We start from the raw sequence: 25912 nt of genomic DNA, 5'->3' as shown, positions 1-25912 counted from the left end.
CAGCGCCACCAGAAGGCGTCGACCCACGTCATGACCACCTCCGCTCGCTCGTTCTCCTGCGGGATCGCGACCATCGGCGTGCTCGGCACGGCCGGGGTGGAGGTCCCGCCGCCGGTGCTGCCGGTGCCGCCCGTGTTGCCGGTGTTGCCGGTGTTGCTGCCGCTCGTGCCGCCGCCGGTGGCGTTCCCGGTGCCGGAGCCGTTCCCGGTGCCGGTGTCGCGCGTCTGCTTCGCGATGGCGGCCGCGGCGGCCTTCGCCTGCTGCGCACTCCAGTACGCGGTCTCCGTCGCGACGCTCGTGCCCTTCAGGTACGCGAGCTGGCGCAGGACCTCGGCCTGCTGGTCCTGTTCCTTCTGCACCCGGGCCTGGGCGCCCGCGGCCACGTCGTTGGCCGTCGCGAAGGTGGTCTTCGTCGCCTCGGTCGCCTTGCTCAGGGCCTTCTCGGCCGCGGACTGCTGGGCGGCCAGGGACTCGACGGTCTTCTGGTCGGCGCGTGCTTCGGCCAGGACGGTCGCGGAGCGCTCGGACAAGTGCGACATCGTGCCGACGCGGTAGAGCAGGTCCTTCGAGTCCGACGAGTCCATGAGCATGGTCGTCGACAGGTCACCGCCGCCCGTGCGGGACAGCTCGACCACGAGCCCGGCGACCTGGCCGGCCGAGTCGTCCGCCCGGGTCTTCGCACGCTTCGACTGCGCGGACAGGTCGGCGAGGGTGTCCTTCGCCTCCTGCTGCTGCGACGCCGCGAGGGCGTACGCCTGCCCGGCCTGCTGCTCGGCGACCCCGGCCTGGTCGGCGGCGTCCTGCAGCGTGCCGAGCCGGTCGCTCAGCTCGTCGACCGTCTGCTGGGCGTCGGCCGCATCGGACTTGGCGGCCTTGACGTCGTCCCAGGACGGACCCGAGGGTGCGGCCTGGGCCGGTCCGGCGATGACGACCGACAGGCCGATGCCGAGCACGGCGATGGTCGCGATCCCGCAGGAGAACGAGCGAGCGGAGGTGGTCATGACGTGGGTCGACGCCTTCTGGTGGCGCTGATGCTCATACCGAGATCCCCCGCGCTGCCATGAAGGGGACCGGGTCGACGGCAGCGCCGTTGATCCGGGTCTCGAAGTGGAGGTGGCACCCGGTCGACCAGCCGGTCGATCCGATCTTGGCGATCTGCTGTCCCGCGGTGACGTGCTGCCCGGCGGTGACCATGATCCCGCCGTCGACGACGTGGCCGTACGCGGTGGAGATGCCGCCGCCGTTGTCGAGGATGACCTCGTTGCCGTACCCGCCACCATTGCCGGCGAAGGTCACGGTGCCGTCGTGTGCCGCGTAGATCGGGGCGTAGCAAGCGGGGGCCAGGTCGACGCCCGCGTGCAGGGCGCTGACGTGCGTGTAGGGGTCGACGCGGTAGCCGTAGGGGCTGGTCTGGAACCCGCCGGCGGGTCGGACCCAGCCCGCCGGGTTGGCGCTGCCGCCACCGGTGCCGCCCTGGCTGGTCGCCGCGGCCTTGGCTGCTGCCTTCGCGGCGGCTGCTGCGAGGCGGGCCTGGCGGGCCTTCTCGGCGGCGACGCCCTTGCGGTAGTCGGCCTCGACGCCGCGCTGCTTCGAGGTGAGCGCGGTCAGCTGCGCTTCGAGCCTGGACTCGTTGTCGTTCTGGGCGTCGACCGCGGTCTGTGCGGCGTCCGCGGCTCCCTGGGCCTGCTGCATCTTCGACTGTGCGGCGTCGGCGAGGTCCCCGAGGGCCTGCTTGGCGCGGTCGGCCTTGTCGGCGAGGCCCTGGGCCACACCGCGGTCCTGCGAGGCCTGCGCGTAGATGCCCTCGGACTGCTCGCTGAGCTTCGACATGGCACCGAGCTCGTAGAGCAGGTCGCCGGAGTCGGACGGGTGCGTGAGGATGTCCGTCGTCACGTCGTCACCGCTGGTGCGACCGAGCTGGGCGGCGAGCTGACCGGCCTGCTCCTCGGACCGCGCGGCGGTCTGCTCGGCGTCGTCGGCCTGCGACTGGAACTTCTTCTGCTTGAGCGTCGCCTCGTCGTACTTGTTCTGCGCGGCCTGGTACGCCTCGCCCGCTGCCTGTGCGGCCTTCTGCTTGGCAGCCGCTTCGCTCTTCAGCGACGAGATGAGCGACTTGATCTCGCTGACCTTGGCCTGCTGGGCACTGGTCGACGACTTCGCCCGCTGCACCTCGTCCCAGCTGGGGTAGCTCGCAGCGCTGGCGGACGAGGCCGGGGCGAGGACCGCGAGCGTGCCGGCTGTGAGCGCGACGGCGACCGCGGCGGCGATCAGGCGGCTGCGGGAGCGGAGGGAGAAGGGAGTGGAGGTCGACATGTATCTCGATTTCGTAACAGCGCGGCAAGGCTCACGCACGTAACACTGTTAACAGGTGCAACAGTAACAACACGGGTCGCAGGCTCGACAGCCCCTCGGACGAGGGGTGCGGCCGCCGACGATGCTCGCACCGACAGCATCGGAGACCCGTGCGCTGACGCCGCGACACGCCGGGGATGCACGGTTGGCGGGGTCGGATTTGTGAAACCCGGGGGGCATCCGTATGCTTGTCCATCGGTAGCGCGATGCACTGCTTGCGGCCCTATCGTTTAGTGGCCTAGGACACCGCCCTTTCACGGCGGCAGCACGGGTTCGAATCCCGTTGGGGTCACTCCTTGAGTGAGCGAGCAAGTAGTACTGAACAACACCACAGCAAGACACAACACAACATGGCCCTGTAGCGCAGCTGGTTAGCGTGCCGCCCTGTCACGGCGGAGGTCGCGGGTTCAAGTCCCGTCAGGGTCGCCACGGCTGGATAGCTCAGTTGGTAGAGCGTTCGACTGAAAATCGAAAGGTCCACGGATCGATGCCGTGTCCAGCCACCGGTGAAGGCCCCCTGCTTCGGCAGGGGGCCTTTTCCGTTGTCTGGCCGGTGTGACCTGCTCGCAAAACACCGGTGTTCGCGCATCGAGCCGCGGCATGCGCGTGTTCAACGGGCGAACACCGGTGTTTTGCGGACTGCCTACGCCTCGCGGGTCTTCGGGCTGCTGTCGTTCGTCTTCGCGGGGTCGCGCTCGACCACGGCGCCCAGGGCATCGTCGATCCGCGACATGAGCTCCGCGGGGATCGTGACGCCGGCAGCGCCCGCGTTGTCGTGCACCTGCTCCGGACGCGAGGCCCCGATGATCGCGCTCGCGACGTTGTCGTTCTGCAGGACCCAGGCGACCGCGAGCTGCGCCATCGACAGGTTCAGCTCGTCGGCGACCGGCTGCAGCTCCTGCACCGAGGACAGCACCTCGTCGCGCATGAACCGCTTGATCATGTCCGCGCCGCCCTTGTCGTCGGTCGCGCGGGAGCCCTCGGGCAGCGGCTGACCCGGCTTGTACTTGCCGGTGAGCACACCCTGGGCGATCGGTGACCAGACGATCTGCGAGATGCCGAGTTCCTTCGAGGTGGGGACGACCTCGTCCTCGATGACCCGCCACAGTGCCGAGTACTGTGGCTGGTTCGAGATGAGCTGGAAGCCGAGGTCCTTCGCGAGCGCAGCGCCGGCCCGCAGCTGGTCCGCGGTCCACTCGCTGACGCCGACGTACAGGACCTTGCCCTGGCGCACGATGTCCGCGAAGGCCTGCATCGTCTCTTCGAGCGGGGTCTCGTGGTCGTAGCGGTGCGCCTGGTACAGGTCGACGTAGTCCGTCTGCAGCCGCTGCAGGGAGCCGTCGATCGACTCGAGGATGTGCTTGCGGGACAGCCCGGTGTCGTTGTGGCCCTTCGGACCGGTCGGCCCGAACACCTTCGTGGCGATCTCGAGGGACTGGCGCCGCTCCCCCTTGAGCGCTTCGCCGAGGACCGTCTCCGCGCCGGTGTTGGCGTAGACGTCGGCGGTGTCGAACGTCGAGATGCCGACCTCGAGGGCGGCCTTGACGCAGGCGATCGCCGCGTCGTTCTCGACCTGGGATGCGTGGGTGAGCCAGTTGCCGTAGGTGATCTCGGAGACCTTGAGGCCCGAGTTGCCGAGGTAGCGGTACTCCATGTGCGTGTCACTCCTGTCGTGGGGCGCGTCGGTGCGACCCGAACCGTGACGGTAGTCCCGTCGCCCCCAGGAGCACTCGGCCTGCGAGTGCACGCCTGTACGCTGATGTATCAGAGACGATCGATAAAGACGAAACCCCGGCGATGTGGCCTGAGCCAGGGATCGTTCCGGGGTCTTCGTGAACAACGTTAGCAGGCGAGGCGGGATGCAGGAAGACGAGCTCGAGCGGCTCATCACAGCCGATCGGCTCCGTTCGTACGCAGGGCGGACGGGGTCATCGACTGAAGCACTGCGGCTCTACGAGTGGAACATGCGAGCCGCGGCGGCAGTCATGGAGCTCACCGGCGTCGTCGAGGTGTTCGCTCGCAATGCGCTCGACCGTGAACTCTGCGCGTGGGCATCGAGCCGCACCGGGCCGCCCTGGTTCGACATCGCACCACTCGACAGCCGCGGGCGTGCCGACCTCGCGAAGGCACGGGCACGGGCGGGTCGAGAAGGTCGACGTCCCGAAGTACACGGACGGGTCATCGCGGAGCTCAGCTTCGGGTTCTGGCGGTACCTCGTCGAATCGCGGTACCACACCTCGCTCTGGGTGCCTGGCCTGCATCGAGCCTTTCCGCACGGGCCGGACAACCTGCGCATCCGACGGAGCGAGGTGGCGCGACGGCTCCAGCAGCTGCACTTCGTGCGGAACCGCGCCGCGCACCACGAACCCATCCACGCGCGGAACCTGCAGCGGGACCACGACTTCGCACTCGAACTGCTCGGCTGGATCAGTCCACACGCGGCGTCCTGGGCTGAGGGCACCACTTCGATCGAAGCCGTGCTCCGTGCCCGCCCCGACGGGTAGGTGCAGGATCGAAAGGGTTGCGGCACGGAGCGGTGCCGCCGGAAGCGAGGGAGCATCCATGACCGGAGCGAGCGTGTTGTTCATCGGCGGGAGCGGCGTGATCAGCGCCGCCTGCGTCCGGGAAGCCGTCGAGCAGGGGTTCGACGTGACCGTGCTCAACCGGGGGACCACCGGGGGCAGGCCGATCCCGGAGGGTGTGACGCGCCTCCAGGCTGATGTGTCGGACCGCAGCGCACTGGCGGACGCACTCGGCGACCAGCGCTTCGACGTGGTCGTGAACTGGATCGCCTTCACGCCGGACCAGGTGCAGGCCGACGTCGACTTCTTCGCCGGGCGGACGCGGCAGTACGTGTTCATCAGCTCGGCCTCGGCGTACCAGACGCCGGCGACGCACCTGCCGATCACGGAGTCGACGCCGCTGAAGAACCCGTACTGGCAGTACTCGCGCGACAAGATCGCGTGCGAGGAGCTGCTGATGGAGGCGTACCGGCAGCAGGACTTCCCGGTGACCATCGTGCGTCCGTCGCACACCTACGACGAGACGAAGCTGCCGCTGACCGGCGGCTGGACCGCGGTCGCTCGGATGCGTGCCGGCAAGCCGGTCATCATCACCGGCGACGGCACGTCGCTGTGGACCCTGACGCACAGCCGCGACTTCGCGGTCGGGTTCACGGGGCTGCTCGACCGGGCCGAGGCGATCGGTGAGCCCTTCACGATCACGAGCGACGAGGCGCCGACGTGGAACGCCATCGCGCACGAGATCGCTGCGGCGGCCGGGGTCGAGGACCTGCGGATCGTGCACGTGCCGGCGGACGCGATCAACGCCGTCGACCCTGAGTGGGGCGCGGCGCTGCTCGGCGACAAGGCGAACAGCTCGGTGTTCGACAACAGCAAGGTCCGGTCGCTCGTGCCGTGGTACCGGCCGCGCACGACCTACCGGCAGGGTGTGCGCGAGGTCATCGCCTGGTACGAGGCGCACCCCGAGGAGCAGGTCGTCGACGAGCGACTCGATGGCCTGATGGACGAGCTGGCGGCGCGCTGGGCGGTGTGAGCCGCACTTGGTGACGCGCGCCGGCGCACGCAAGACACCGGTGTTCGCGCTCCGCACCGCGGCATGCGGGGGTTCAACGCGCAAACACCGGTGTTTTGCGGATCAGGTCAGGCGCGCGCCGCCAGAACGTCCGCCAGGGTCCCGATCGCGAAGCGCAGCTCGTCGTCGGTGACGACCAGGGGCGGCGCGAAGCGGATCGTCGACCCGTGGGTGTCCTTCACCAGGAGCCCGCGGTCGGCGAGGTCCTTCGAGATCGCCTTGCCCGTGCCGAGAGCGGGGTCGATGTCGATCCCCGCCCAGAGTCCGGCGACCCGGTGCGAGACGACACCCTTGCCGAGCAGGTCGTCGAGCAGGCCGCGCAACAGCGGTTCGCCGTCGAGGGCCCGCTGCTGGAAGGTGCCCTCTCCGAGCATCGCCACGACCTCGGCGCCGACGGCTGCGGCGAGCGGGTTGCCGCCGAAGGTCGAACCGTGCTCACCGGGACGCAGGACGCCGAGCACGTCGCGCGAGCCCACCACCGCGGACACCGGCACGATGCCGCCGCCGAGGGCCTTGCCGAGTGTGATGAGGTCGGGACGCACCCCGACGCGCTGCACCGCGAGCGTGTGCCCCGTGCGACCGAGGCCGGACTGGATCTCGTCGGCGATGAACAGCGCACCGAACTCGTCGCAGACCGCGCGGACGTCAGGGAGGTAGGACTCCGGCGGGATGACCACGCCGCCCTCGCCCTGGATCGGCTCGAGCAGCACGGCGACGACGGTCTCGTCCATCGCCTCGCGCAGGGCCGCAGCGTCGCCGTACGGCACCGTGCGGAAGCCGGGCGTGAACGGCCCGAAGTCATCGTGGGCCGAGGGGTCGTCCGAGAACGAGATGATCGTCGTGGTGCGACCGTGGAAGTTCCCGGACGCGACGATGATCGTCGCCCGCTCTGCCGGCACGCCCTTGACCCGGTAGCCCCAGGCGCGGGACACCTTGATCGCGGACTCGACGGCCTCGGCACCGGTGTTCATCGGCAGGACCATCTCGGTCTCCGTCAACGCTGCCAGTGCTGCCGCGAACGGCCCGAGCTGGTCGTTGACGAACGCGCGGCTGGTCAGCGTCACGCGGTCGAGCTGCGCCCGTGCGGCGTCGAGCAGCCGCGGGTTGCCGTGGCCGAAGTTCACCGCCGAGTACGCGGCGAGGCCGTCCAGGTACTGCTTGCCGTCGACGTCGGTGACGGTCGCTCCGGCACCCGACGCGATGACGACGGGCAGCGGGCTGTAGTTGTGCGCGAGGGCGCGGTCCTCGACGGCGAGCGCCGCCGCGGTGTTGACCCCGAGCGACGCTGCCGCCGACATCAGCTGACCCCGAGCGAACGCGCGACCGAGGTGCCGGTGCCGACCGGGTGCAGGTCGAGCGTGCAGCACTTCACGCCGCCACCGCCGAGCAGCAGCTCGGACAGGTCGACGCCGATCGGGTTGTAGCCCTTCTCGCGCAGCTGCTCGGCGAACCGAACAGCCCGGGCGGCGATCACGACGTTGTACCCGTCGGAGTAGGAGTTCAGGCCGAGGATCGCGGCGTCCTCTTCCGTGGCGATGATCGCGTCCGGGAAGCGCTCGCGCAGGATCGCCAGCGACGGCTCGTCGAAGGCGCTCTCCAGGTACGCGATGTTGCTCGTCCCGTCGACGGCGGGCTCGGGGTCGAGCACGGCGATGGCGGTGTCGAGGTGGTAGAAGCTCGGGTTGATGAGCTTGAGCGTGACGACCTCGCGGCCGTAGATCTTCGCGAGCTCGTCGTGCGAGGTGCTGTCCGACCGGAAGCCGGTGCCGGCGAAGATGGTGTCCCCGATGAGCAGGAAGTCGCCCTCGCCCTCGTTGGTCTGCTCCGGCTCGGCGACGGTCAGACCGGCCTGGCGGAACCAGTCCATGTACGCGGGGCCCTCGGGCTGGCGCTCCGGGTACTGGAACTTCGCGCCGTACGCGATGCCGTCGAGGACGAACCCGCCGTTGGCCGCGTAGACCATGTCCGGCAGGCCGTCGATCGGGTCGATGTACGAGATGTCGAAGCCGAGCTGCTCGTAGACGGCGACGAGCGACTCCCACTGCTCGACGGCCTTCGACGTGTCGGTCGGCTCCTCCGGGTGCATCCACGGGTTGATCCGGTAGCTCACGGTGTAGAAGTCCGGCTTGCACATCAGGATCGTGCGCTTGGTGGCGACACGGGCCGGGGTGGCGACGGACTCGGGGGCGGGTGCGGTGTTCGACATCAGTCCTCCTGGAAGGGACCGGGGCCCGAGCCTGCCAGGAACCGAAACGGAACGAGGAGAAGAGCTCCGGTGAGATGCAGGCTCACTCACCGCAGCGGACCAGGTCGACGCCGTGTCGATCTTTCCACACACCGTCCACGGAGTGCAGTCCCCCGCCTGCGGGACCGTGACACCCGTTCGGGTGACGCACGTTTCGTGCGCGAGACCCACCAGCCTCGCAACAAGTCCGCGTACGATGGGGACAAATGGATACGCTCGACCACCGCATCCTGGATCAGCTCCGGGACAACGCCCGCGCCGGCTACGGCGACATCGGGTCGGTGGTCGGACTCTCGGCCTCGGCCGTCAAGCGCCGTGTCGACCGGCTGGTCGGTGACGGCGTCATCCAGGGCTTCACGATCAAGGTCGACCCCGCCGTCGAGGACCGCGGGACCGAGGCCTGGGTCGAGCTCTACTGCCGCGGCACCGTCTCGCCCGACGAGCTGCGTGCCCTGCTCGACACCGTCCCCGAGGTCATCGACGCCGGCACGGTCACCGGCAGCGCCGACGCCGTCGTGCACATGCGTTCGAAGGACCTGTCCGCGCTCGAGGAGGCGCTCGACAAGGTCCGCCTCGCACCCCAGGTCGACCACACCCGCTCCGCGATCGTGCTCTCCAAGCTCGTCAGTCGAGAGACCGCGTAACGTCCCACGCATGGGACGGAAGACGGCCGGGAGGCGCGGATCACCGCCCACGGGATCGCGTCCGGCCCGGCAGCTGGTCACCGCTGCGGGCCTTGCCTACGTCGCGAACTGCCTGTGGGGCACCGCGGTCGCCGTGCGGCTGATCCGCACGAAGAAGCTCCGCGTCGTGCACCACGGGCTGTTCGTCGTGACCGTGACCCTGACCGGCGTCGCCGCGACCACCCTCGTGTGGACACGCGACCGGACCGCACTGTTCCTGCTGCCGGCACTCGTGCCGCTGGCGGTCGCTCCACGCACCAACCCGCGCTCCGGAGCACACTGGAAGGTTGCGGTCGCCGCCGCACCGTCCTACCTGGGGGCCGTGCTCGCTCGCAGGCGATCAGAGAGGTGAGCAGTGGAGCTGTTCGAGGCCATCCGACGACGACGCACGACGAACGGGCCGTTCCTGCCCGATCCGGTGTCGGACGAGCACCAGCGGCTGCTCATGGAGCTCGCCGGCCGGGCGCCGTCGCAGCTCAACAGCCAGCCGTGGCGCTTCGTGCTGATCGAGGAACGCCAGACGATCGACCGCGTCGCCGAGATCAGCGGCAGCTCGATGACCCGCACCATGGCCGAGGGAACGTTCTTCGAGCGGTACAAGCCGTACTTCCGGTTCTCGAAGGCCGAGATGGACGAGCGGCGCGACGGCATGCTGTTCGACAAGCTCCCCGGGCCGCTGCGGCCGTTCACGAAGCAGGTGTTCACGAAGCGCGGGCAGCTGCTCATGAACACGCTCCGGGTGCCGCAGACCCTGGGTGAGGAGAACCGGAAGCTCGTCGCCGGGTCGCCGCTGCTGCTCGGCGTGATGCTCGACCGCCACGAGTACCGGAAGGAGGAGCTGTCCGGCTTCTACTCGGTGTTCAGCATGGGCGCGGCGATGGAGAACATCTGGCTCGCGACGACCGAGCTCGGCCTGGGGATCCAGTTCGTGTCCTTCCCGATGGAGACCCCCGGCGCGTGGGAGGAGATCGAGGGACTGCTCCGTGTGCCCGAGTCGCTCGAGCTGATGGCCGTCTACCGGATCGGGTACCTGCCCCCGGAACGACGACGTCCGGCCATCGACTGGACGTCGAGCGAGCGGAAGCGTCCCTCGCAGTACGTGTTCCGCGGCACCTGCGACACCCCGCAGCGCGGGTGGGACGACGCACCCGTCGCAGCCCACATCAAACCGGAGGCGACCACATCGTGACCGACACCCGACCCACCCACGTGACCCCGAGCCTCCAGGCCGTCGCCCCCGGCCTGCCGGGCCGCCCCTGGATCTCGCAGGACTGGCTCGACGTCGTCTTCGTGCACTGGCGCGTCGACGTGTCGGCGGTGGCCCCGCTGCTGCCGGCCGGCACGAGGCCCGACACGATGGCGCTCAACGGCACCGACGACGGGGTGACCACCTGGGTGGGCCTCATCGCGTTCCGGTTCGAGGACACGCGGTTCCCGCCGTTCTCGACCGGAAGCATCGGCGACTTCGTCGAGCTGAACGTCCGCGTCTACACGGTCGACGAGCAGGGGCAGCGGGGGGTGGTGTTCCTGTCGCTCGATGCCGGAAAGCTCCTGCCGACCATCGGTGCGCGCGTCGCGACCGGACTGCCGTACCGGTGGGCGGTCGCGGAGTCGCGTAGCGGTGACGGCCGCGTGGGGTACGCGATGCGTCGGCACGGCACCCACCTGCGGTCGATGCTCGACGTCCGGATCGGTGAGGCACTCGACGAGCCGGGGCCCCTCGAGACGTTCCTGACGGCGCGGTGGGGCATGCACGTGCACCGGGCCGGACGGACGCGGTTCTGGCCGAACGAGCACGAGTCGTGGCCGTTGCACCGGGCCTCGGTGGTGTCGCTGCGGGACGACCTGGTCGGAGCGGCCGGGCTGCCATTCGGGCTGACGGAGCTCGAGCCGGACTCGGTGCTCTACTCGCCGGGGGTCACGACGCGGTTCGGTCGGGGGCGCTGAGGCACGGCTGCTGCCGCATCGGGGGACAGCGGCTGAGTGGTGCACGGCCGGCCGCAGGTACAAGGGAGCCATGACTCGAGTGGCAGTGGTGACCGGTGGATCCGCAGGACTGGGACGGGCGACCGTCCGGGAGCTCGCCGCACGGGGGTGGGACGTGGCCGTCCTGGCCCGCGGGCAGGAGGGCGTCGACGCCGCCGTCGCCGAGGTCGAGGCAGCCGGGCGACGCGGGCTGGCCCTGGTCGCCGACGTCTCCGACCGCGACGCCGTCGAGGCCGCGGCCGACCGGGTCGAGCGGGAGCTCGGACCGATCGACCTGTGGGTGAACGGCGTGATGGTCGGAGTGTTCGGGAAGTTCCTCGACACCGCGCCGGAGGACTTCGAGCGGGCGCTGCACGTGACCTACCTCGGCTTCGTGAACGGCACCCGATCGGCACTGTCGCGGATGGTCCCCCGCGGCCGTGGGCACGTGATCCAGGTCGGTTCGGCACTCGGGTTCCGCGGGATCCCCCTGCAGGCCGCGTACTGCGGTGCGAAGCACGCGATCGTCGGGTTCACCGAGTCCGTCGTCTCCGAGCTGCGCGAACAGGGCAGCAAGGTCAAGGTGTCCCGCGTGGACATGCCGGCGCTCAACACGATCCAGTTCCAGTGGGTGAAGTCGAAGCTGCCGCACCACCCGCAGCCGGTCGCCCCGATCTACCAGCCCGAGGTCGGCGCCCGCGCCATCGCCGCCGTGGCCGAGCGACCGCGCAGCCGCACCTGGGTGGGCGAGTCGACGGTCTACACGATCCTCGGCAACCGGATCAGCGGACGCTTCGCCGACTGGTACGCCGCCAAGACCCTGGTCGACGGCCAGCAGGCACCGGACAAGGACGGCCTCGAGATGCGGGACAACCTGTACGAGCCGGTGCCGGGCGACCACGGAGCGCACGGCGTCTTCGACGAGTCCGCCCACGCCTGGTCGCCGCAGACGTGGTGGGTGGAGCACCGCCGGGTCGGCAACGGCATCATCGGGGCCGTGCTCGGTGTCGCCGGGGCCGCTGCACTCGTCGCGGGACGCCGACGATGAGCCGCCGGTCGTCGACCGTGAGCGGGACGGCCGTCGTCGAGCTGGCCCGGGCCGGGCTCGGCCTGTGGCACCTGAGCCGTGCGGCCCGAGGGTCGGACCAGGCGGTGCTGCACGGTGTGCTCGGGGTCCGGCAGATCGCACAAGCTGCGCTCGTCGCGCGGGCGGGTTCCGGCAATGCGCACACCCTGAGCGCCGTCGTGGATGCCCTGCACGGTGCGACGATGGTGCCGCTCGCCGTCGATCCACGTCGACGCCGGTTCGCGGTCGACCAGCTCTGGATCGCCGCAGTCCTGGCGATCGCCGAGGCAGCGGTCGTCGGTCGCGGAGGACGCCGCTGAGTCCTGTCGGAGGTGCTCGGTAGCGTCCCCGGCATGAGCACGATCTACTCCGTCGCGTCCTCGCTGGACGGCTTCGTCGCTGCGCCCGACGACAACCTCGACTGGCTGCTGCAGTTCGGGTTCGAGCCGTTCCAGGAGCACCACGACCGGTTCTACGCGGGCGTCGGCGCGATCGCGATGGGGTCGACGACGTACGAGTGGCTACTCGACCACGACGACACGTGGGCGTACCCGGACCTGGCGACGTGGGTGTTCACGACCCGTGACCTGCCGGTGCCGGACGGCGCCGACGTGCGCTTCGTCTCGGGCGAGGTCGGCGACCACCAGGCCGACCTCGAGCGCGTGGCCGACGGCCGCGACGTCTGGGTCGTCGGCGGCGGACTGCTCGCGGCGCAGTACCAGCAGGCGGGCATCCTCGACGAGCTGCGGGTCACCGTGATGCCGGTCGCGCTCGGCGCCGGAGCGCCCCTGCTGCCGGTCGCCGCACCGACCCCGGTGTTCGAGCTCGTCGGCACCACGCAGTTCGACGGCGGGGCGGTCGAACTCCACTACCGTTCCGCAGCAACCGCGGCGTAGCGTCCGGAGCATGAGCGACAACGAGCAGACCGAGCCCGTCATGGACGGTGCCACCGATGCCACGAACCACGAGAAGCTGCAGGGCCTGATCGAGCAGGTCGACCACGACCACGCCGGTGAAGGTGCCGGCGCGATGGCGGACCACCTGCGGGACCGCATGGACGAGACCGGCGTCGAGGACGAAGAAGCGGGTGACGCCGAGGACTGATCCTCGAGTCACTTGGTGAGCAGAAGAGGTCGGGTCCCCACACGGGACCCGACCTCTTCTGCTCACCAAGCGGAAGCGCCTACACGCGCAACTCGGAGAAGTCGCTGTCGACGTCGCCGAACCGGTGCGCGGTGATCGACACCGACTGCTCCCGCAGGTACGGCAGCATCTCGATCACGCCCGCCTCGACCACGGGGGCGTCGTGGATCGCGACGTCGATGCTCGCACCCAGGGCTTCTTCGAGGGCGAGCGGGTCACCGCCGAGCAACCGGATCCGGGCACCGGGACCACCGAACGCCGTGTGCGCCGGGCGGTCCTGCCCCTGCGACAGCACGGCCTCGAGCGCGTCGACCGGCTGGTCGTCCTGGTCGCTGGACCAGTCCGCTTGGAACACGGCCCCCGACGACGCGCGGGCGTGGAACTCCTGATCGGACTCCACCAGGTGGTCGACGACGTCGAGCGGCGACCGGTTCCCCGCCAGCAGCTGCGTGAGCGGGCCGGGTAGCGGGCGAGCCGTGCTGAGCAGGACGTGCGCACGTGCCGAGGTCGCGGCGACGAGCGTCCGGACGAGGTCCACGGTCGAGGCGTCCTCGGCCTGGCGCACGATGACGGACTGGGGGCGGTGGCGCAGCACGTTCCGCTGCACCACGAGCCCGGACAGGTCCCGCGACCGGAAGAGGGTCTCTCGTGCGTGCACGTCGCTCAGGGCCCCGGCGCGGACGCGGTCGAACTCCTCGAAGGACAGCCCGCTGCGTGCGGCCTCGATCACCGCGGTGACGCGCGGGGGCAGGCCGTGCAGCTGGATGCTCTTGTGCACGGTCCGGGGCGTGGGCAGCCAGCGGCCGAGCGTCGCGACGTACATCGGCCCGCCGGCCTTGGTGCCGGTGCCGACCGAGGAGCCCTTCCAGCCGCCGAACGGCTGGCGTCCCACGACGGCACCGGTGATGCCGCGGTTGACGGAGAGGTTGCCGGCGCGGACGCGAGCCAGCCACTCGGACACCTCGTCGACGTCGAGCGAGTGGATGCCCGCCGTCAGCCCGAAGTCGGTGCCGTTCTGGATGGCGATGGCCTGCTCGAGGGTCTCGGCGCGCATGATGCCGAGCACCGGGCCGGAGTACTCGGTCTGGTGGAAGTCGCTACCGGGGCGGACGCCGTCGCGGATGCCCGGCGACCAGAGCCGGCCGGAGTCGTCGACCGCCTCGGGCTGCACGAGCCAGGACTCCCCCGGCCCGAGCTCGGTCAGGCCCTGGCGGAGCGTGCCCTGCGGTTCGGCGATGAGCGGGCCGACCTGCGCCGTGGGGTCGTCGGGCCACGCGACCCGGAGCGTGCGGGTGGCGTCGACGAGCTGCCGCTGGAAGCGCTCGCTCTCCCCCACCGACCCGACCAGGATCACGAGGGACGCCGCCGAGCACTGCTGTCCGGCGTGCCCGAAGGCGGACTGCACGATGTCCTGCACCGCCAGGTCGAGGTCGGCGCTCGGCGTGACGACGATGGCGTTCTTGCCGCTCGTCCCGGCGGTGAGCGGCAGCCCCGCACGCCACCAGCGGAACGAGCGGGCGGTGTCGGACGAGCCGGTCAGGATGATGCGGTCGACCGTGGGGTGGCCGATGAGGTCGCGGCCGAGTTCGTCCTCGGCCAGGTCGACGAGCTGCAGCAGCGAGTGCGGCACCCCGGCGTCCCAGAGCACGTCGGCGAGTACGGCGCCCGAGCGCTTGGCCTCGGGCGCGGGCTTGAGCACGACACCGCTGCCCGCGGCGAGCGCCGCCAGCACGCCACCGGCGGGGATCGCGACGGGGGAGCTCCACGGCGGCACGACGACGGTCAGCCGCGGCGGCACGTACTGCGCGCCCTCGATGTCACCGAGGCGGCGGGCGCTCTCGGCGTAGTAGTGGGCGGCGTCGACGGCCTCGGTCACCTCGGCGTCGGCCTCGGCGAAGGTCGTGCCCGTCTCGGCGGCCATCACCTCGATCAGGTCGGCACGGCGGGTCTCGAGTTCGTGCCCGATGAGGTCGAGGAGCTCGGCACGGTCGGACGGGTCCTGCCGCCCCCAGTTCACGCCGGCCTGGGCGGTGCGCGCCATGATCCGCTCGAGCTTGGAGCGGTCGGCGACCTTCGCACCGCGGATCGTCTGCGCGCCGAGCTGCGAGCGCGGCACCCGGCGCAGGACGTCGAGCGCCCAGGCGCGGTTCGCGGCGATGGACGGGTCGGTGTCGGGGGCGTTGCGGAACGCGTCGCGCAGGACGGGTTCGCCGAGGGCACGGTGGCGGTCCTGCGTGCGGTGGGTGGCGGGGACGGGCTCGTCGAGTGCGGCGACGGACGCCAGGAACCGGCTGTGCTCCCGCTCGAAGACGCTGGCGTCGTGGTCGATGTCGGACGCGGCGGCGATGAAGTTCTCGGGGCTCGCGCTCTCCTGCAGGCGACGGGCCAGGTACGCGATGGCCGAGTCGAACTCGTCCGGCTGCACGACGGGTGTGTAGAGCAGGATCTGCCCGACGTCGGCCCGGACGGCCTGTGCGTGGGTGGACGCCATGCCGAGCAGCATCTCGACGTCGACGGCGTCGGTGACCCCGCGGCGTTGCGCGAGCACCCACGCGGTGGCGAGGTCGAACAGGTTGTGCCCGGCGACCCCGATGCGCACGGCGTCGGTGCGCTCGGGCGTCAGTGCGGCGTCGAGCATCCGGAGGTAGGCGGTGTCGGTCTCGCGCTTGCTGCCCCAGGTGGCGAGGGGCCACCCGTGCAGGATCGCGTCGACGTGCTCCATGGCGAGGTTCGCGCCCTTGACGAGCCGCACCGTGATCGGGGCGCCGCCGCGCGCCCGGCGTTCCTGCGCCCACGCGGTCAGCGCGTCGAGTGCTCCCGCTGCGTCGGGCAGGTAGGCCTGCAGCACGATGCCGGCCGGCAGGTCGGCGAACTCGTCACGGTCGAGCAGCGCCCGGAACACGGCGAGGGTGACGTCGAGGTCGCGGTACTCCTCGATGTCGAGGTTGATGAACTTGGCGGGGCGCCCGGAGGCCGTCGGTGCCGCGGCCAGGCGGTACAGCGGGACGAGCCGGTCAACGACGCGCTCGACGGTCTGGTCGAAGGCCCACGGCGAGGTCTGCGGCACGACGGCGCTCACCTTGATCGACACGTGGTCGACGTCGTCGCGGGCGAGCAGGTCCATGGTGCCCTGCAGGCGTCGGTCGCTCTCGGCGCTGCCGAGGACGGCTTCGCCGAGCAGGTTCACGTTCAGTCGCGTCCCCGGACCGCGGACCTTGGCGAGGGCCGGGCCGAGCTTGCTCGTGCTCGCGTCGATGACCAGGTGCCCGGTCATCCGGCGGAGGATCCGGCGCGCGGTCGGGATCACGGCCCAGGGCGCCATGGTGGCGAACCCACCGCCGAGCGTCACCGCCCCGCGCAGGTACCAGGCGAGGAAGTCGGGGACGTCACGGCTCAGCTGCTCGAGGTTGCGTGCCGCCACCCGGGGGTCTTCGGGGCGGATGACCTTGTCCACGAACCCCCGCGTGAAGTCGAGGCCCTGCTCGTCGCGCAGGACCTCGGCCAGACGGACCGCACCCGGGTCGGGCTTCACCCCGGCGGACGCCGCCAGCCACCGGCGCACGAGCGCGACGGCGTCATCGGTGGTGTCCTGGAGGCGAGCGCTCGGCATCCCCCGATCGTATGCCGCACGTCCGACGCGACCTCGGAGCACGCCGTACGTCGGCCAGGAGTCATCCGAGCGGATGAAAGGGCTCACGGCGCGGTCCGATCGTCCGCCCGGTGGATACGCTGGTCGGCATGTCGACGGAGGGCAACGGTGGCCACGACTGGGCCACCTGGGACGCGTACCACGACGCCTGGCGACGACTCGACCGGGCGCTCGACCGGGCCGTCCAGGCGGGTGCCGGCATCTCCGTCCCCGAGTTCGAGATCCTGATCGGCCTGCACCGCGACCCCGACCACCGTCTGCGCGTCCGGGACATCGCCGCGGGGATCGGCTGGGAGAAGTCGCGCGTCAGCCACCAGGTCACGCGGATGGTCTCCCGCGGCCTGGTCGAGCGGGCGGACTGCCCGAGCGACGCCCGTGGCAGCTGGGTGGTGATGACCGCGGACGGCCGTCGCGCGGTGCTCGCCGGCATCCGCGCACACACCGGTGCGCTCGAGGACCTGTTCTGGAGGCCCGTGGGGACCGACGCCGAGACGCTGCGGTCCGTCAGTGCGCGGGTCCAGGACGCCATCGGCCCCGACGACGCCTCGGACGAGGCCGACGTCGGCTAGAGCGTGACGACGGCGAGCGCGCCGCGCTCACCGCGCAGCCGGACCTGCACGCTCTCGATCTCGTCCCGCGGGATGTCCGTCGACGCCGACAGTCCGCGCGCATCGGCACCGGCAGCCGTCCACGAGCCCACGGTCTGCGTCGTGCCGTCGGTCCGGACGACGACCAGGTCGTAGAGGATCGACCCGTCCGGCGACCACTCCTTGCCGCCGTACGAGCACCCCCAGTCGAAGCGGGTGCCCCACTGCTCGCCGCTGATGGCGAGCTGGACGTCGAGTCCCTGCACGCCGGTCATGTCGTAGCGGTCGGCGGTGGCAGCCGCCGTCGGAGCGGCACCGGCCTGCACCGTGGTGCGCTCGCCCGCGGCACCGACCGCGAGCCCGCCCAGGACGGCGGCGACCACCGCGAGCCCCGCGGTTGCGGCGACCCAGACCCGGCGACGGCGGCGACGGTGTCGGACGCGGTGCGCGACGGAGGCGAGGTCGCTCTCGGAACGGGTGTCGGGCCTCCCGTCCGGTTCTGCGATCTCGATCGCCTGGTCGGCCGGCAGCTTGCCGAGCAGCCCCGGCAGACCGACCAGCTCCGCGACGGCGGCCGCACAGCGGTCGCAGTTCTCGAGGTGCCGTTCGTACTCCAGGCGCTCGCTCGTCGGGAGCGACCCCAGGACGTACGCCGCATCCCACTCCGCGTACTTGTCGTCGCTCATCGGGTCACTCCTCGTTCCTGCAGTGCGAGCCGCAGGGCTCGCAGCCCGTAGTGCAGCCGCGACTTGGCGGTGCCCTCCGGGATGTCGTGTCGTCGTGCGATCTCCGGCACCGTGTGCCCGAGCCAGTACGCGTCCACCACCACGCGACGGTGGTCCGGGCTCAGCGACGCGAGTGCGTCGGCGACCACGATCCGGTCCAGCACGGCGTCCGTGCTGTCCGACTCGATCCGTTCGACCTGGTGCTCGGTGCCGTGCTCACGGCGGTTGCGTGCCGACCGCGCGTCGTCGACCACCAGGTTGCGCGCCACCGTGAAGAGCCACGCCCGTGCGCTGTCGGGTGCCCGTTCGAGCACGGCCGGGCGCTGCCAGGCGCGGACCATCGTCTCCTGCACGACGTCCTCGACCGTCGAGCCGTCCCGCGTGAGGTGCCGGACGTACCGCGTGAGCGCGTCACCGTGCTCGCGGTACAGCGTCGCGAGCAGCTCGTCCGCGGAACGACTCGTCACGGTCACTTCCCGAGGTCGAGGGAGAACTCGACGGAGCCCTTCCCGTCCACGGTGACGAAGCCGAGCGACGGGGCCTTCACGCCGTAGTCGGCGAAGGTGATCGGCACGGTGCCGGCGACCTGGACGGTCCCGCCCTTGCCGACCGCGACCTGGGCGTCGGCCGTGACCGGCTTCTCGACGCCGTGCAGGTCCATCGTGCCGGTCAGGGTGACGTCCTGCGTGGAGCCGTCGAGCGCCTTCGTGACGTCGACGGGCTTCGTCAGCTCGAACGTGGCAGTGGGGTACTTGTCGGTCTGCAGCGCTGTGGAGCGGAAGTACTCGTCGCGGGCGGCTTCCGGGGTGCTGATCTTGCCGACCTGGACGGTGACGGTCGCCTTGGTGAGGGAGCCGCCGTCGACGACGGCGGTGCCCTCGACGTCCTTCGTGCGACCGACCACGTTCACATCATTCCCCTGCAGGACCTCGTGCACCCGGTACCCGGCGTACGAGCTGCTCTTGCTGGTCCAGGTGCCGTCGGCGTCCTTCGCGTCGAGGGTGCCGGACGAGGACGCCGACAGCGAGGGTGCTGCGGCGGCCTGGCCGTTGACGGTGTTCGCGTAGATGACCGGGCCGGCGATGACGGCTGCTGCCGCCACGACGACGACGCCGGCGGAGATCCCGATGATGACCTTGGTTCGTTTGCGGAGTGCCATACCCAGACGACGAGGCAGCCGGGCGGATGGTTCAAACGGGTTTCAGTCGGAGGTGCGGGCGCGGTCCTGGTCGGCGCGGTCCTGGTCGGATCGGTCCTGGTCGGATCGGTCGTCGTCGATCGCCGCTGCGTCGTCGTCCGTCACGGCGCCGTCGTCGGTCGCGGGGGTCTCCCCGCGCATCCGCACGAGGCTCGCCAGCGTCGACACGGCCATCGCGGCGACGATCACCAGCAGGGACACCCACGTGTTGATCTCCGGCGCCCACTCGATGTGGTGGCCGCCGTTCAGGAACGGCAGCTCGTTGTCGTGCAGCGCGTGCAGGACGAGCTTCACGCCGATGAACGCCAGGATCACGGCGATGCCGTACTTCAGGTAGACCAGACGCTCGAGCAGGCCGCCCAGCAGGAAGTAGAGCTGGCGCAGACCCATCAGCGCGAAGACGTTCGCGGTGAACACGATGAAGGGGCTCTCGGTGATGCCGAAGATCGCCGGGATCGAGTCGAGCGCGAACAGCAGGTCCGTGGTGCCGATCGCGATGAGCACGATGAGCAGGGGCGTGAAGTGCCGGACACCGTTGTGATGGGTGCGGAACTTCATGCCGTCGTACGTGTCGGTGAGACGGACCCGGCGGCGGAGCAGCCGGACGATGAAGGTGTCCTTCTGGTCGTCCTCGTCCTCGCCGCGGAGCTGCTGGATCGCCGTCCAGATCAGCCAGGCGCCGAAGATGTAGAAGATCCACGAGAAGTTCTCGATGAGCTGCGCGCCGACCAGGATGAAGATCCCGCGGAGCACGAGCGCGATGATGATGCCGAGCAGCAGCACCTCCTGCTGGATCTTCTTCGGCACCGAGAAGCGCGCCATGATGATGACGAACACGAACAGGTTGTCGATGCTCAGGCTGTACTCGGTCAGCCAGCCCGCGAGGAACTGCCCGGCGGAGTCGCCACCGGCGAAGACCAGCATGAGCACCGCGAAGATCAGTGCCAGCCCGACGTAGATGCCCACCCAGATGCCGGATTCGCGCAGCGTCGGCACGTGCGGGCGACGCGCGACGATGAGCAGGTCGGCGAGCAGGATCGCGACCAGGGCGATCATCGAGCCGACTTCGAACACGACGGGGAGCTCGGGCATGCGGAGCCTTCCTTGCTGGTGGTGGGGCGGGCAGCTTCGTGAGCGACCCGCACCAGTCTCCGGCATGATCCGGGCGGTGGCGAACCCGGGGGCTGCGTGCGGCGGACAGAGCCGTGCTGTCAGCGCGCTGACGTCACCGCGTCCGCGACGGCCCGGGCCACCTCGGTGGCGGGGACCTCGGTCGCGTCGATGACCTCGGCCTCGGCGTGCAGCCAGCCGCGCGCCGCCTCGGCGTAGGCGTCGACGTACGCGAACCGGAACGTGGACGGCCCCACGATCGGGTCGTTCTGGATCCGGTCGCGGAGCGTCGACTCGTCGACGTGCAGCACGAAGTGCCGGACCGGGATGCCGTGGGAGGCGAGCCCCGCGGCGATCTCCCGCCAGTACGCCTCGACCAGGACCGTCATCGGCATGATGAGCGGCCCGCCCACGTAGTCGTGCACCCGGCGAGCGGTCTCGACCACGAGCGGCCGCCACGGGTCCCAGTGCTGGAAGTTGTCGCTCTCCGGCAGCCCCGGCGTGACGTCCATCAGCACCTCGCCGACCTTCTCGGCATCGAGGATCCGCGAGCCGGGGAGCAGCGGCTGGAGCAGTCGGCTCGTCGTGGTCTTGCCCGCCCCGTGTGTTCCGTTCAACCAGACGATCACACCAGGACCCTAGCCGCCGACCACCCCGAGGGGCGGTCGGCGGCGGGTTGTCGATCGACCGAACGGTCAGCGACCGCTGAGGTCGCACGGGGCCACCGTCGAGTCGACCGTCGTCAGGTACCCACCCCCGGCGAGCGCCGTGGGCAGCGTGATGGTGCGGAGCACGGAGGGCTTCGCACCGGTGGTGTCGATCTGGGTGATCTTCCCCTCGTCGCCCCGTGTCACGAACACGCTGCGGCCGTCCTCGGTCGCCGCGGTGAACCGCACCGACGCCCCGGTGGCCGGCTGTCCGGCGACGGGCCCCTTGCGGAGCGGCGTGAGCGCGACCGAGGTCGTCGGGCCGGAGTAGACACCGTCGGCCTGCTTCCGCACCAGGACGAGCGAGTCCCCGGTGCCCGACGTCAGCGCGACGGCGGCGAACCGGGCGGTGACGGCGGCCCGGGTGAAGGACCCGGTGCCGAGCTCGACGCTGCTGATCCCGCTGGACGACGTGGACGAGGTGGTCAGGTACGCGGGGACGGCGTTCCACGGGGTACCGGCAGCCGTGCTGCCGGCCTGGGTGCCGACCACGGTCGTCCCGTCCGGCGCCATGCGGGGGCGGTAGCTCTGCACGCTCGGCTTCGGGTACGCGACGGACAGGGAGCCCGTGAAGCCGGTCCGTGTCACCCGGACGGTCTGCACGCCGGCGGCCAGGTCGGAACCGATCACGGTCCCGGTGGCGTTCACGATCGGGCCGTGGGGATACGCGCCGAGGGGCGTGGTCGCGACGGGGCGCGGGTGCGTCGCCCCGCGCATGATCGCGGAGACGGAGTAGGCGTCGAGGCGTCCGCCCGCGGTGACGACCAGGCGCAGGGGGCTGCCGACCAGGAACGTCTCGACCTCTTCGGTGCCGCGCTTGCCCGTCGTGGCGAGCTGCACCGCCGAGGTGTCGATCCGGGCGGTGCGCTCCGTCTTCCGCCGCAGGTCGATGACCGTGACCCGCTGTCGCTCGGAGCCGTCGAAGTCGGAGCCGACCGCCAGGTGCCGGCGTGCGGTGTCGGTCGACAGCCAGCCGGCACGCTCCCAGCGCTTGTCGGCGTTGGGGATCGCGTAGTGCTGGGCGATGTGCGCCGTGCCGCGGGGGCCGATGGCGAGGACGTCGAGCTGCGGCTTCGACTCGTCCATGAACGCGATCTGCCCGTGGCCGAGCTGCACGGAGCCCGCGTGGGTGCCGAACTCGATCCCGCTCAGGGTGGCGGTCCGCCGACCGGTCACGGCGTCGTTGACGTACACGCGCTTCGCCGTCGGGTCAGCCGTGACGAGCCAGCTGTGGTGGGCGGTCCGCGTCACGGCGGGTGCAGCCGACGCGGGGACGGCGATCGCGGTGGCGACGAGGGGGACGAGCCCCGCGAGGACGAGGGCGGGGAGGAGACGTGGAGGTCGAGCGGACATGGGGCTCCTGGGGTGCAGTGTCGGATGACGGTCGTCTAGACGATAACCGTTCTCATCTAGACGAGACGCTCCAAAACTGTACGAAGACGCTCAGCATCCCGACGAAGGGGATGGCGCCCACGGCCACCGACAGGGCAGCGAACAAGATCGCCGGCGTCCTGGCCTCGAGTCCGCGGAGCCGCACCGCCGCGACGAGCGCGCCGACCGCGAACGGGAACGTCACGAGGACGGCGTACAGCGGCCACGACAACGGCGCCCACGACTCCGCGCTCTCCCCCTCGGCTCCGACGGAGACGATCGAGCCGGCGACGACGAGCACGATCTCGACGACCGGGGGCAGGGCGATCGCCACGTCACGCACCACCCGTCGCCGCTGCCGCCCCATGCGCCGACCCTAGTGATCTGCGATGTGCGTGCTTCCCCGCCTTCCACCAACCGGCCGTGCCAGGGTCGAGCCGTGCAGAACTCCACGACAGTCGTCATCGCCGGATGCGGCGACCTCGGGACCGAAGCCGGTCTGCGCTTCGCCGACCAGGGCCACCGCGTGATCGGACTCCGCCGCCGTGCCGAGCTGGTCCCCGTACCGATCACCGGCCGGAGCGTCGACCTGCGCCACGAGGTCCCCGATGTCCCCGCCGACACGAGCGTCGTCGTCGTGGCCTTCGCAGCCGGCAGCCGCGACGTCGACGAGTACCGCGCCACCTACGTCGACGGGCTGCGCAACGTGCTCGACGGCGTCGACGCCTCGGAGGCCGACCCACGGGTGCTCGTCGTGTCCTCGACCGCCGTGTACGACGTCTCGGACGGCAGCGAAGTCACCGAGGAAACTCCGGCGCGCGGTGCGACCCCGACCGCCGAGGTCCTGGTCGAGGCGGAGGTCCTGCTGCGCGAGCGCGCTCCCGGCGCCGTGCTGGTCCGGCTGTCGGGCGTCTACGGCCCCGGCCGCGAGCGGCTCATCGAGCAGGTCCGGTCCGGGTCCGCACGGCTGGCGCCGGGCACCTCACCGCACACGAACCGCATCCACCGCGACGACGCCGCAGCAGCACTCGTGCACCTGGCGGCTCTGCCGGACCCGGCACCGCTCTACCTGGGGACGGACGACGAGCCGAGCCGGCTGGACGACGTGCTGCGGTTCCTGGCCGACGAACTCCACGTCGCCGAGCCGTCGACGGGTGACGGTGACGCGCGGCAGGCCGGCGGCGACAAGCGCCTGTCGAACGCGCTCCTCCGGTCGACGGGATGGGCACCCCAGTACCCGACGTTCCGCGAGGGGTACCGCGCCGTGCTGGCGGGCGTGGGCACACGCCACCCCTGACGCCCCGCGAGACACCGGTGTTCGCACTCCGAACACCTACGTGCCGGTGTGCAATGCGCGAACACCGGTGTTTTGCGGACCCACACACCCGCCCGACAGACGCGCTCAGTGGCCGCGGTGGTCCTGGATCGTGATCCGCGGCCCGAACGACGGCTTCCGGAACCCGGAGCCACCGATCAACCGCACGACACGCTCCCGGTGCCCGCGCCAGGGTTCGAGCAGCTCGAGCATCCCGTCGTCGTCGACCGGGGCACCGGTGAGCGCCCACCCGACGAGCGCCGGCACGTGGAAGTCCCCCACGCTCGGTGAGTCCGGGTCGCCGTGGGAACGCTGGGCGGTCTCGGCGGCAGTCCACCGCCCGACCCCGGGGATCGATTGCAGCTTCGTGGAGACGACCTCGCCGCCGCGGCCGTGCGCCAGGGTCCGTTCGAGTGCCGGCGCGAGCTTCACGGCGCGCATCACGGTGGCCGAGCGCCCCGGTTCGATGCCTGCCCGGTGCCACTCCCAGCTCGGGATCCGTGCCCACGTCCGAGCATCCGGCGGCACCATCATGCCCGCGGGTGCCGGACCGGGCGCCGGGGTGCCGTGCCGACGGAGCAGGTACCGCCACGCACCCCACGCCTGCCGCGAGGTCACCTTCTGCTCCATGATCGCCGGGACGAGCATCGCGACCACGGTGTTCGTGCGGAGCAGCCGGAGCCCGGGCTGCCGGTGTCGTGCCGCGGCGAGGAACTCGTTGTCGGAGACGTCGAACGACGACCAGTCGTCGCCGCGTCCGAGCAGATCGGGGGCGTGCTCGACCGCCCACGACGCACCGCTCCCCCACGCCGACACCGCGATGGTGTCGCCGGCCCGCCGGATCGCCACGGAAGCGGGACCGGATGGAGTGCGCAGCGCGAGCCACACGACGCCGCCGACCACCTGGAAGGCCGGGTCGCCGGAGCCGCGCTGCAGGGGCCGCAGGGTCGACGCGACGTCCACCGCGCCTCCAGGCCGGTACACCGTGTCGACGCGAGACGCGTCACCGGACGCACCAGCGGCGTCGACGGCGGCGGAAGCGAGCAGGGACACACGGGGATGGTAATGCGGAACCACCGTCAGTCATGATGGGCACTGATCCCCACCACCCGACAACGGAGTTCCCATGCGCATCGGCATCCTCACCTCCGGAGGCGACTGCCCCGGCCTGAACGCGGTCATCCGCGCGATCGTCCTGAAGGGCATCGCCATCTACGGACACGACTTCGTCGGCTTCCGCGACGGGTGGCGCGGGGTGGTCGACGGCGACATCGTCCCGCTCGGCCGCAAGGACATCCAGGGCATCGCGAAGCAGGGCGGCACGATCCTCGGCACCAGCCGCACGAACCCGTTTGAGGGCCCCAACGGCGGGTTCGAGAACATCTCCGCGACCCTGCAGCGGCACGGGATCGACGCGATCGTCGCGATCGGCGGCGAGGGCACCCTTGCCGCCGCGAAGCGCCTGACCGACGCCGGCCTGCAGATCGTGGGCGTGCCGAAGACGGTCGACAACGACCTGGGCGCGACCGACTACACGTTCGGCTTCGACACCGCCGTCGCCATCGCGACCGAGGCGATGGACCGCCTGCGCACCACGGGCGAGTCGCACTCGCGTTGCATGGTTGCCGAGGTCATGGGCCGGCACGTGGGCTGGATCGCGCTGCACTCCGGCATGGCTGCGGGCGCGCACGCGATCCTCATCCCGGAGCAGAAGACGAGCATGGAACAGATCGCGAAGTGGGTGCGGGCCGCCTACGACCGCGGTCGCGCGCCGCTCGTGGTGGTGGCCGAGGGCTTCGTCCCCGACCACGAGGACACGGCGCACACGGAGCGCGGGCTCGACGCCTTCGGGCGGCCGCGGCTCGGTGGCATCGGCGAGCGCCTCGCGCCGCTCATCGAGGAGATGACGGGCATCGAGACGCGGGCCACGACCCTGGGGCACATCCAGCGCGGTGGCACGCCGACCGCGTACGACCGGGTGCTGTCGACCCGGCTCGGGCTGGCGGCGATCGACTCGGTCGTCGAGGAGCGCTGGGGCCGGATGGTGGCGCTCCGGGGCACCGAGATCGAGCACGTCTCGTTCGAGGAGGCGCTCGGGGAGCTCAAGACGGTGCCGCAGGCGCGGTTCGACGAGGCCGCCATCATGTTCGGCTGAGTGACTTGCCCTTATAACCATCTGACGCGGCCGCCGAGGTTCCTTGT

The 25912-nt window shown here is 70.9% G+C and carries 27 protein-coding genes and 3 tRNA genes; 16 read left to right on the top strand and 14 right to left on the bottom strand.

What is annotated here, in order from left to right; all coding sequences use genetic code 11:
* Both DEJ06_RS17455 and DEJ06_RS17450 read right to left on the bottom strand, forming a co-directional pair.
* Window positions 1–1001: hypothetical protein (locus DEJ06_RS17455; protein ID WP_146245901.1), on the bottom strand; the 1001-nt coding region annotated here is incomplete at its 3' end.
* Window positions 1002–1035: 34 nt separating this feature from the next.
* Window positions 1036–2313: a M23 family metallopeptidase gene (locus DEJ06_RS17450; protein ID WP_111040160.1), complete on the bottom strand. Its 1278-nt coding sequence runs from the start codon at window positions 2311–2313 to the stop codon at window positions 1036–1038.
* 258 nt (window positions 2314–2571) lie between these two features.
* On the opposite strand from DEJ06_RS17450, the gene DEJ06_RS17445 reads away from it, so the two are divergent.
* From DEJ06_RS17445 to DEJ06_RS17435, 3 genes are all read left to right on the top strand, one after another.
* Window positions 2572–2644, top strand: a tRNA-Glu gene (locus tag DEJ06_RS17445).
* A 60-nt stretch (window positions 2645–2704) separates the two neighbouring features.
* Window positions 2705–2781: transfer RNA gene (locus DEJ06_RS17440), tRNA-Asp, on the top strand.
* 1 nt (window position 2782) lies between these two features.
* Window positions 2783–2855: transfer RNA gene (locus DEJ06_RS17435), tRNA-Phe, on the top strand.
* A 140-nt stretch (window positions 2856–2995) separates the two neighbouring features.
* On the opposite strand, the gene DEJ06_RS17430 is transcribed toward DEJ06_RS17435, so the two are convergent.
* A complete protein-coding gene (locus DEJ06_RS17430) occupies window positions 2996–4006 on the bottom strand; it encodes an aldo/keto reductase family protein (protein WP_111040159.1) in 1011 nt (336 codons plus the stop codon).
* A gap of 205 nt (window positions 4007–4211) precedes the next feature.
* On the opposite strand from DEJ06_RS17430, the gene DEJ06_RS17425 reads away from it, so the two are divergent.
* The gene (locus DEJ06_RS17425; RefSeq protein ID WP_111040158.1) at window positions 4212–4856 is read left to right on the top strand and encodes a hypothetical protein; all 645 of its coding nucleotides are present in this window, start codon (window positions 4212–4214) and stop codon (window positions 4854–4856) included.
* A 58-nt stretch (window positions 4857–4914) separates the two neighbouring features.
* Window positions 4915–5907: an NAD-dependent epimerase/dehydratase family protein gene (locus DEJ06_RS17420; protein WP_111040157.1), complete on the top strand. Its 993-nt coding sequence runs from the start codon at window positions 4915–4917 to the stop codon at window positions 5905–5907.
* Between the two features lie 107 nt (window positions 5908–6014).
* Here DEJ06_RS17420 and rocD read toward each other — a convergent pair whose 3' ends face one another.
* The gene (gene rocD / locus DEJ06_RS17415) at window positions 6015–7244 is read right to left on the bottom strand and encodes an ornithine--oxo-acid transaminase (RefSeq protein WP_111040156.1); all 1230 of its coding nucleotides are present in this window, start codon (window positions 7242–7244) and stop codon (window positions 6015–6017) included.
* A complete protein-coding gene (gene ddaH / locus DEJ06_RS17410; RefSeq protein ID WP_071245287.1) occupies window positions 7244–8152 on the bottom strand; it encodes a dimethylargininase in 909 nt (302 codons plus the stop codon). Before ddaH ends, rocD begins: the two co-directional genes overlap by 1 nt.
* Window positions 8153–8397: 245 nt before the next feature.
* On the opposite strand from ddaH, the gene DEJ06_RS17405 reads away from it, so the two are divergent.
* The 8 genes from DEJ06_RS17405 (at window position 8398) to DEJ06_RS17370 (ending at window position 13009) form a co-directional block, all read left to right on the top strand.
* Window positions 8398–8835 carry an Lrp/AsnC family transcriptional regulator gene (locus DEJ06_RS17405; protein ID WP_017887694.1) on the top strand — a complete coding sequence of 146 codons (438 nt, stop codon included), beginning with the start codon at window positions 8398–8400 and terminating at the stop codon, window positions 8833–8835.
* 10 nt (window positions 8836–8845) lie between these two features.
* Window positions 8846–9226 carry a hypothetical protein gene (locus DEJ06_RS17400; protein ID WP_111040155.1) on the top strand — a complete coding sequence of 127 codons (381 nt, stop codon included), beginning with the start codon at window positions 8846–8848 and terminating at the stop codon, window positions 9224–9226.
* A gap of 3 nt (window positions 9227–9229) precedes the next feature.
* Window positions 9230–10063, top strand: a complete 834-nt coding sequence (locus tag DEJ06_RS17395) for a nitroreductase family protein (protein ID WP_111040154.1) — start codon at window positions 9230–9232, stop codon at window positions 10061–10063.
* A complete protein-coding gene (locus DEJ06_RS17390) occupies window positions 10060–10821 on the top strand; it encodes a YqjF family protein (protein WP_258372539.1) in 762 nt (253 codons plus the stop codon). Before DEJ06_RS17395 ends, DEJ06_RS17390 begins: the two co-directional genes overlap by 4 nt.
* A gap of 70 nt (window positions 10822–10891) precedes the next feature.
* Entirely contained in the window at window positions 10892–11887 is a 996-nt protein-coding gene (locus DEJ06_RS17385) for an SDR family oxidoreductase (RefSeq protein WP_111040153.1), read from the top strand.
* The gene (locus DEJ06_RS17380; RefSeq protein ID WP_111040152.1) at window positions 11884–12225 is read left to right on the top strand and encodes a hypothetical protein; all 342 of its coding nucleotides are present in this window, start codon (window positions 11884–11886) and stop codon (window positions 12223–12225) included. The genes DEJ06_RS17385 and DEJ06_RS17380 overlap by 4 nt, the downstream gene beginning before the upstream one ends.
* A 33-nt stretch (window positions 12226–12258) precedes the next feature.
* Window positions 12259–12801 (top strand): dihydrofolate reductase family protein, encoded by a 543-nt coding sequence (locus DEJ06_RS17375; RefSeq protein WP_111040161.1) that lies wholly within the window; start codon window positions 12259–12261, stop codon window positions 12799–12801.
* A gap of 10 nt (window positions 12802–12811) precedes the next feature.
* Window positions 12812–13009, top strand: a complete 198-nt coding sequence (locus DEJ06_RS17370; RefSeq protein WP_071404495.1) for a hypothetical protein — start codon at window positions 12812–12814, stop codon at window positions 13007–13009.
* Window positions 13010–13088: 79 nt separating this feature from the next.
* On the opposite strand, the gene DEJ06_RS17365 is transcribed toward DEJ06_RS17370, so the two are convergent.
* Window positions 13089–16658, bottom strand: a complete 3570-nt coding sequence (locus tag DEJ06_RS17365) for a bifunctional proline dehydrogenase/L-glutamate gamma-semialdehyde dehydrogenase (RefSeq protein WP_111040151.1) — start codon at window positions 16656–16658, stop codon at window positions 13089–13091.
* A 128-nt stretch (window positions 16659–16786) separates the two neighbouring features.
* Here DEJ06_RS17365 and DEJ06_RS17360 point away from each other — a divergent pair, with 128 nt between their 5' ends.
* Window positions 16787–17266, top strand: coding sequence for a MarR family winged helix-turn-helix transcriptional regulator (locus DEJ06_RS17360; protein ID WP_071404493.1), 480 nt, complete (start codon window positions 16787–16789; stop codon window positions 17264–17266).
* On the opposite strand, the gene DEJ06_RS17355 is transcribed toward DEJ06_RS17360, so the two are convergent.
* From DEJ06_RS17355 to DEJ06_RS17325, 7 genes are all read right to left on the bottom strand, one after another.
* Window positions 17263–17970, bottom strand: coding sequence for a zf-HC2 domain-containing protein (locus DEJ06_RS17355; RefSeq protein ID WP_111040150.1), 708 nt, complete (start codon window positions 17968–17970; stop codon window positions 17263–17265). The genes DEJ06_RS17360 and DEJ06_RS17355 overlap by 4 nt on opposite strands.
* Complete coding sequence (locus tag DEJ06_RS17350) at window positions 17967–18482, bottom strand: sigma-70 family RNA polymerase sigma factor (RefSeq protein ID WP_071404491.1); 516 nt, start codon at window positions 18480–18482, stop codon at window positions 17967–17969. The genes DEJ06_RS17355 and DEJ06_RS17350 overlap by 4 nt, the downstream gene beginning before the upstream one ends.
* Window positions 18479–19168, bottom strand: coding sequence for a YceI family protein (locus tag DEJ06_RS17345; RefSeq protein ID WP_111040149.1), 690 nt, complete (start codon window positions 19166–19168; stop codon window positions 18479–18481). The genes DEJ06_RS17350 and DEJ06_RS17345 overlap by 4 nt, the downstream gene beginning before the upstream one ends.
* 42 nt (window positions 19169–19210) lie before the next feature.
* Entirely contained in the window at window positions 19211–20299 is a 1089-nt protein-coding gene (locus DEJ06_RS17340) for a TerC family protein (protein WP_111040148.1), read from the bottom strand.
* A gap of 119 nt (window positions 20300–20418) precedes the next feature.
* Complete coding sequence (locus DEJ06_RS17335) at window positions 20419–20946, bottom strand: AAA family ATPase (RefSeq protein ID WP_111040147.1); 528 nt, start codon at window positions 20944–20946, stop codon at window positions 20419–20421.
* A 66-nt stretch (window positions 20947–21012) separates the two neighbouring features.
* Window positions 21013–22377 carry a hypothetical protein gene (locus tag DEJ06_RS17330; RefSeq protein WP_111040146.1) on the bottom strand — a complete coding sequence of 455 codons (1365 nt, stop codon included), beginning with the start codon at window positions 22375–22377 and terminating at the stop codon, window positions 21013–21015.
* 52 nt (window positions 22378–22429) lie between these two features.
* Window positions 22430–22762, bottom strand: coding sequence for a hypothetical protein (locus DEJ06_RS17325; protein WP_111040145.1), 333 nt, complete (start codon window positions 22760–22762; stop codon window positions 22430–22432).
* A gap of 72 nt (window positions 22763–22834) precedes the next feature.
* On the opposite strand from DEJ06_RS17325, the gene DEJ06_RS17320 reads away from it, so the two are divergent.
* A complete protein-coding gene (locus tag DEJ06_RS17320) occupies window positions 22835–23692 on the top strand; it encodes an NAD-dependent epimerase/dehydratase family protein (protein WP_111040144.1) in 858 nt (285 codons plus the stop codon).
* 105 nt (window positions 23693–23797) lie between these two features.
* Here DEJ06_RS17320 and DEJ06_RS17315 read toward each other — a convergent pair whose 3' ends face one another.
* Window positions 23798–24763 carry a DNA-3-methyladenine glycosylase gene (locus tag DEJ06_RS17315; RefSeq protein ID WP_111040143.1) on the bottom strand — a complete coding sequence of 322 codons (966 nt, stop codon included), beginning with the start codon at window positions 24761–24763 and terminating at the stop codon, window positions 23798–23800.
* A gap of 73 nt (window positions 24764–24836) precedes the next feature.
* On the opposite strand from DEJ06_RS17315, the gene DEJ06_RS17310 reads away from it, so the two are divergent.
* On the top strand, window positions 24837–25865 hold the full coding sequence (locus DEJ06_RS17310) for a 6-phosphofructokinase (RefSeq protein ID WP_071404484.1): 1029 nt from the start codon (window positions 24837–24839) through the stop codon (window positions 25863–25865).
* Window positions 25866–25912 lie beyond the last annotated feature (47 nt).

The organism is Curtobacterium sp. MCLR17_051 (assembly GCF_003234395.1).
Classification (GTDB): Bacteria; Actinomycetota; Actinomycetes; order Actinomycetales; family Microbacteriaceae; genus Curtobacterium; species Curtobacterium flaccumfaciens.
This window is presented reverse-complemented; position numbering and strand designations above follow the sequence as displayed.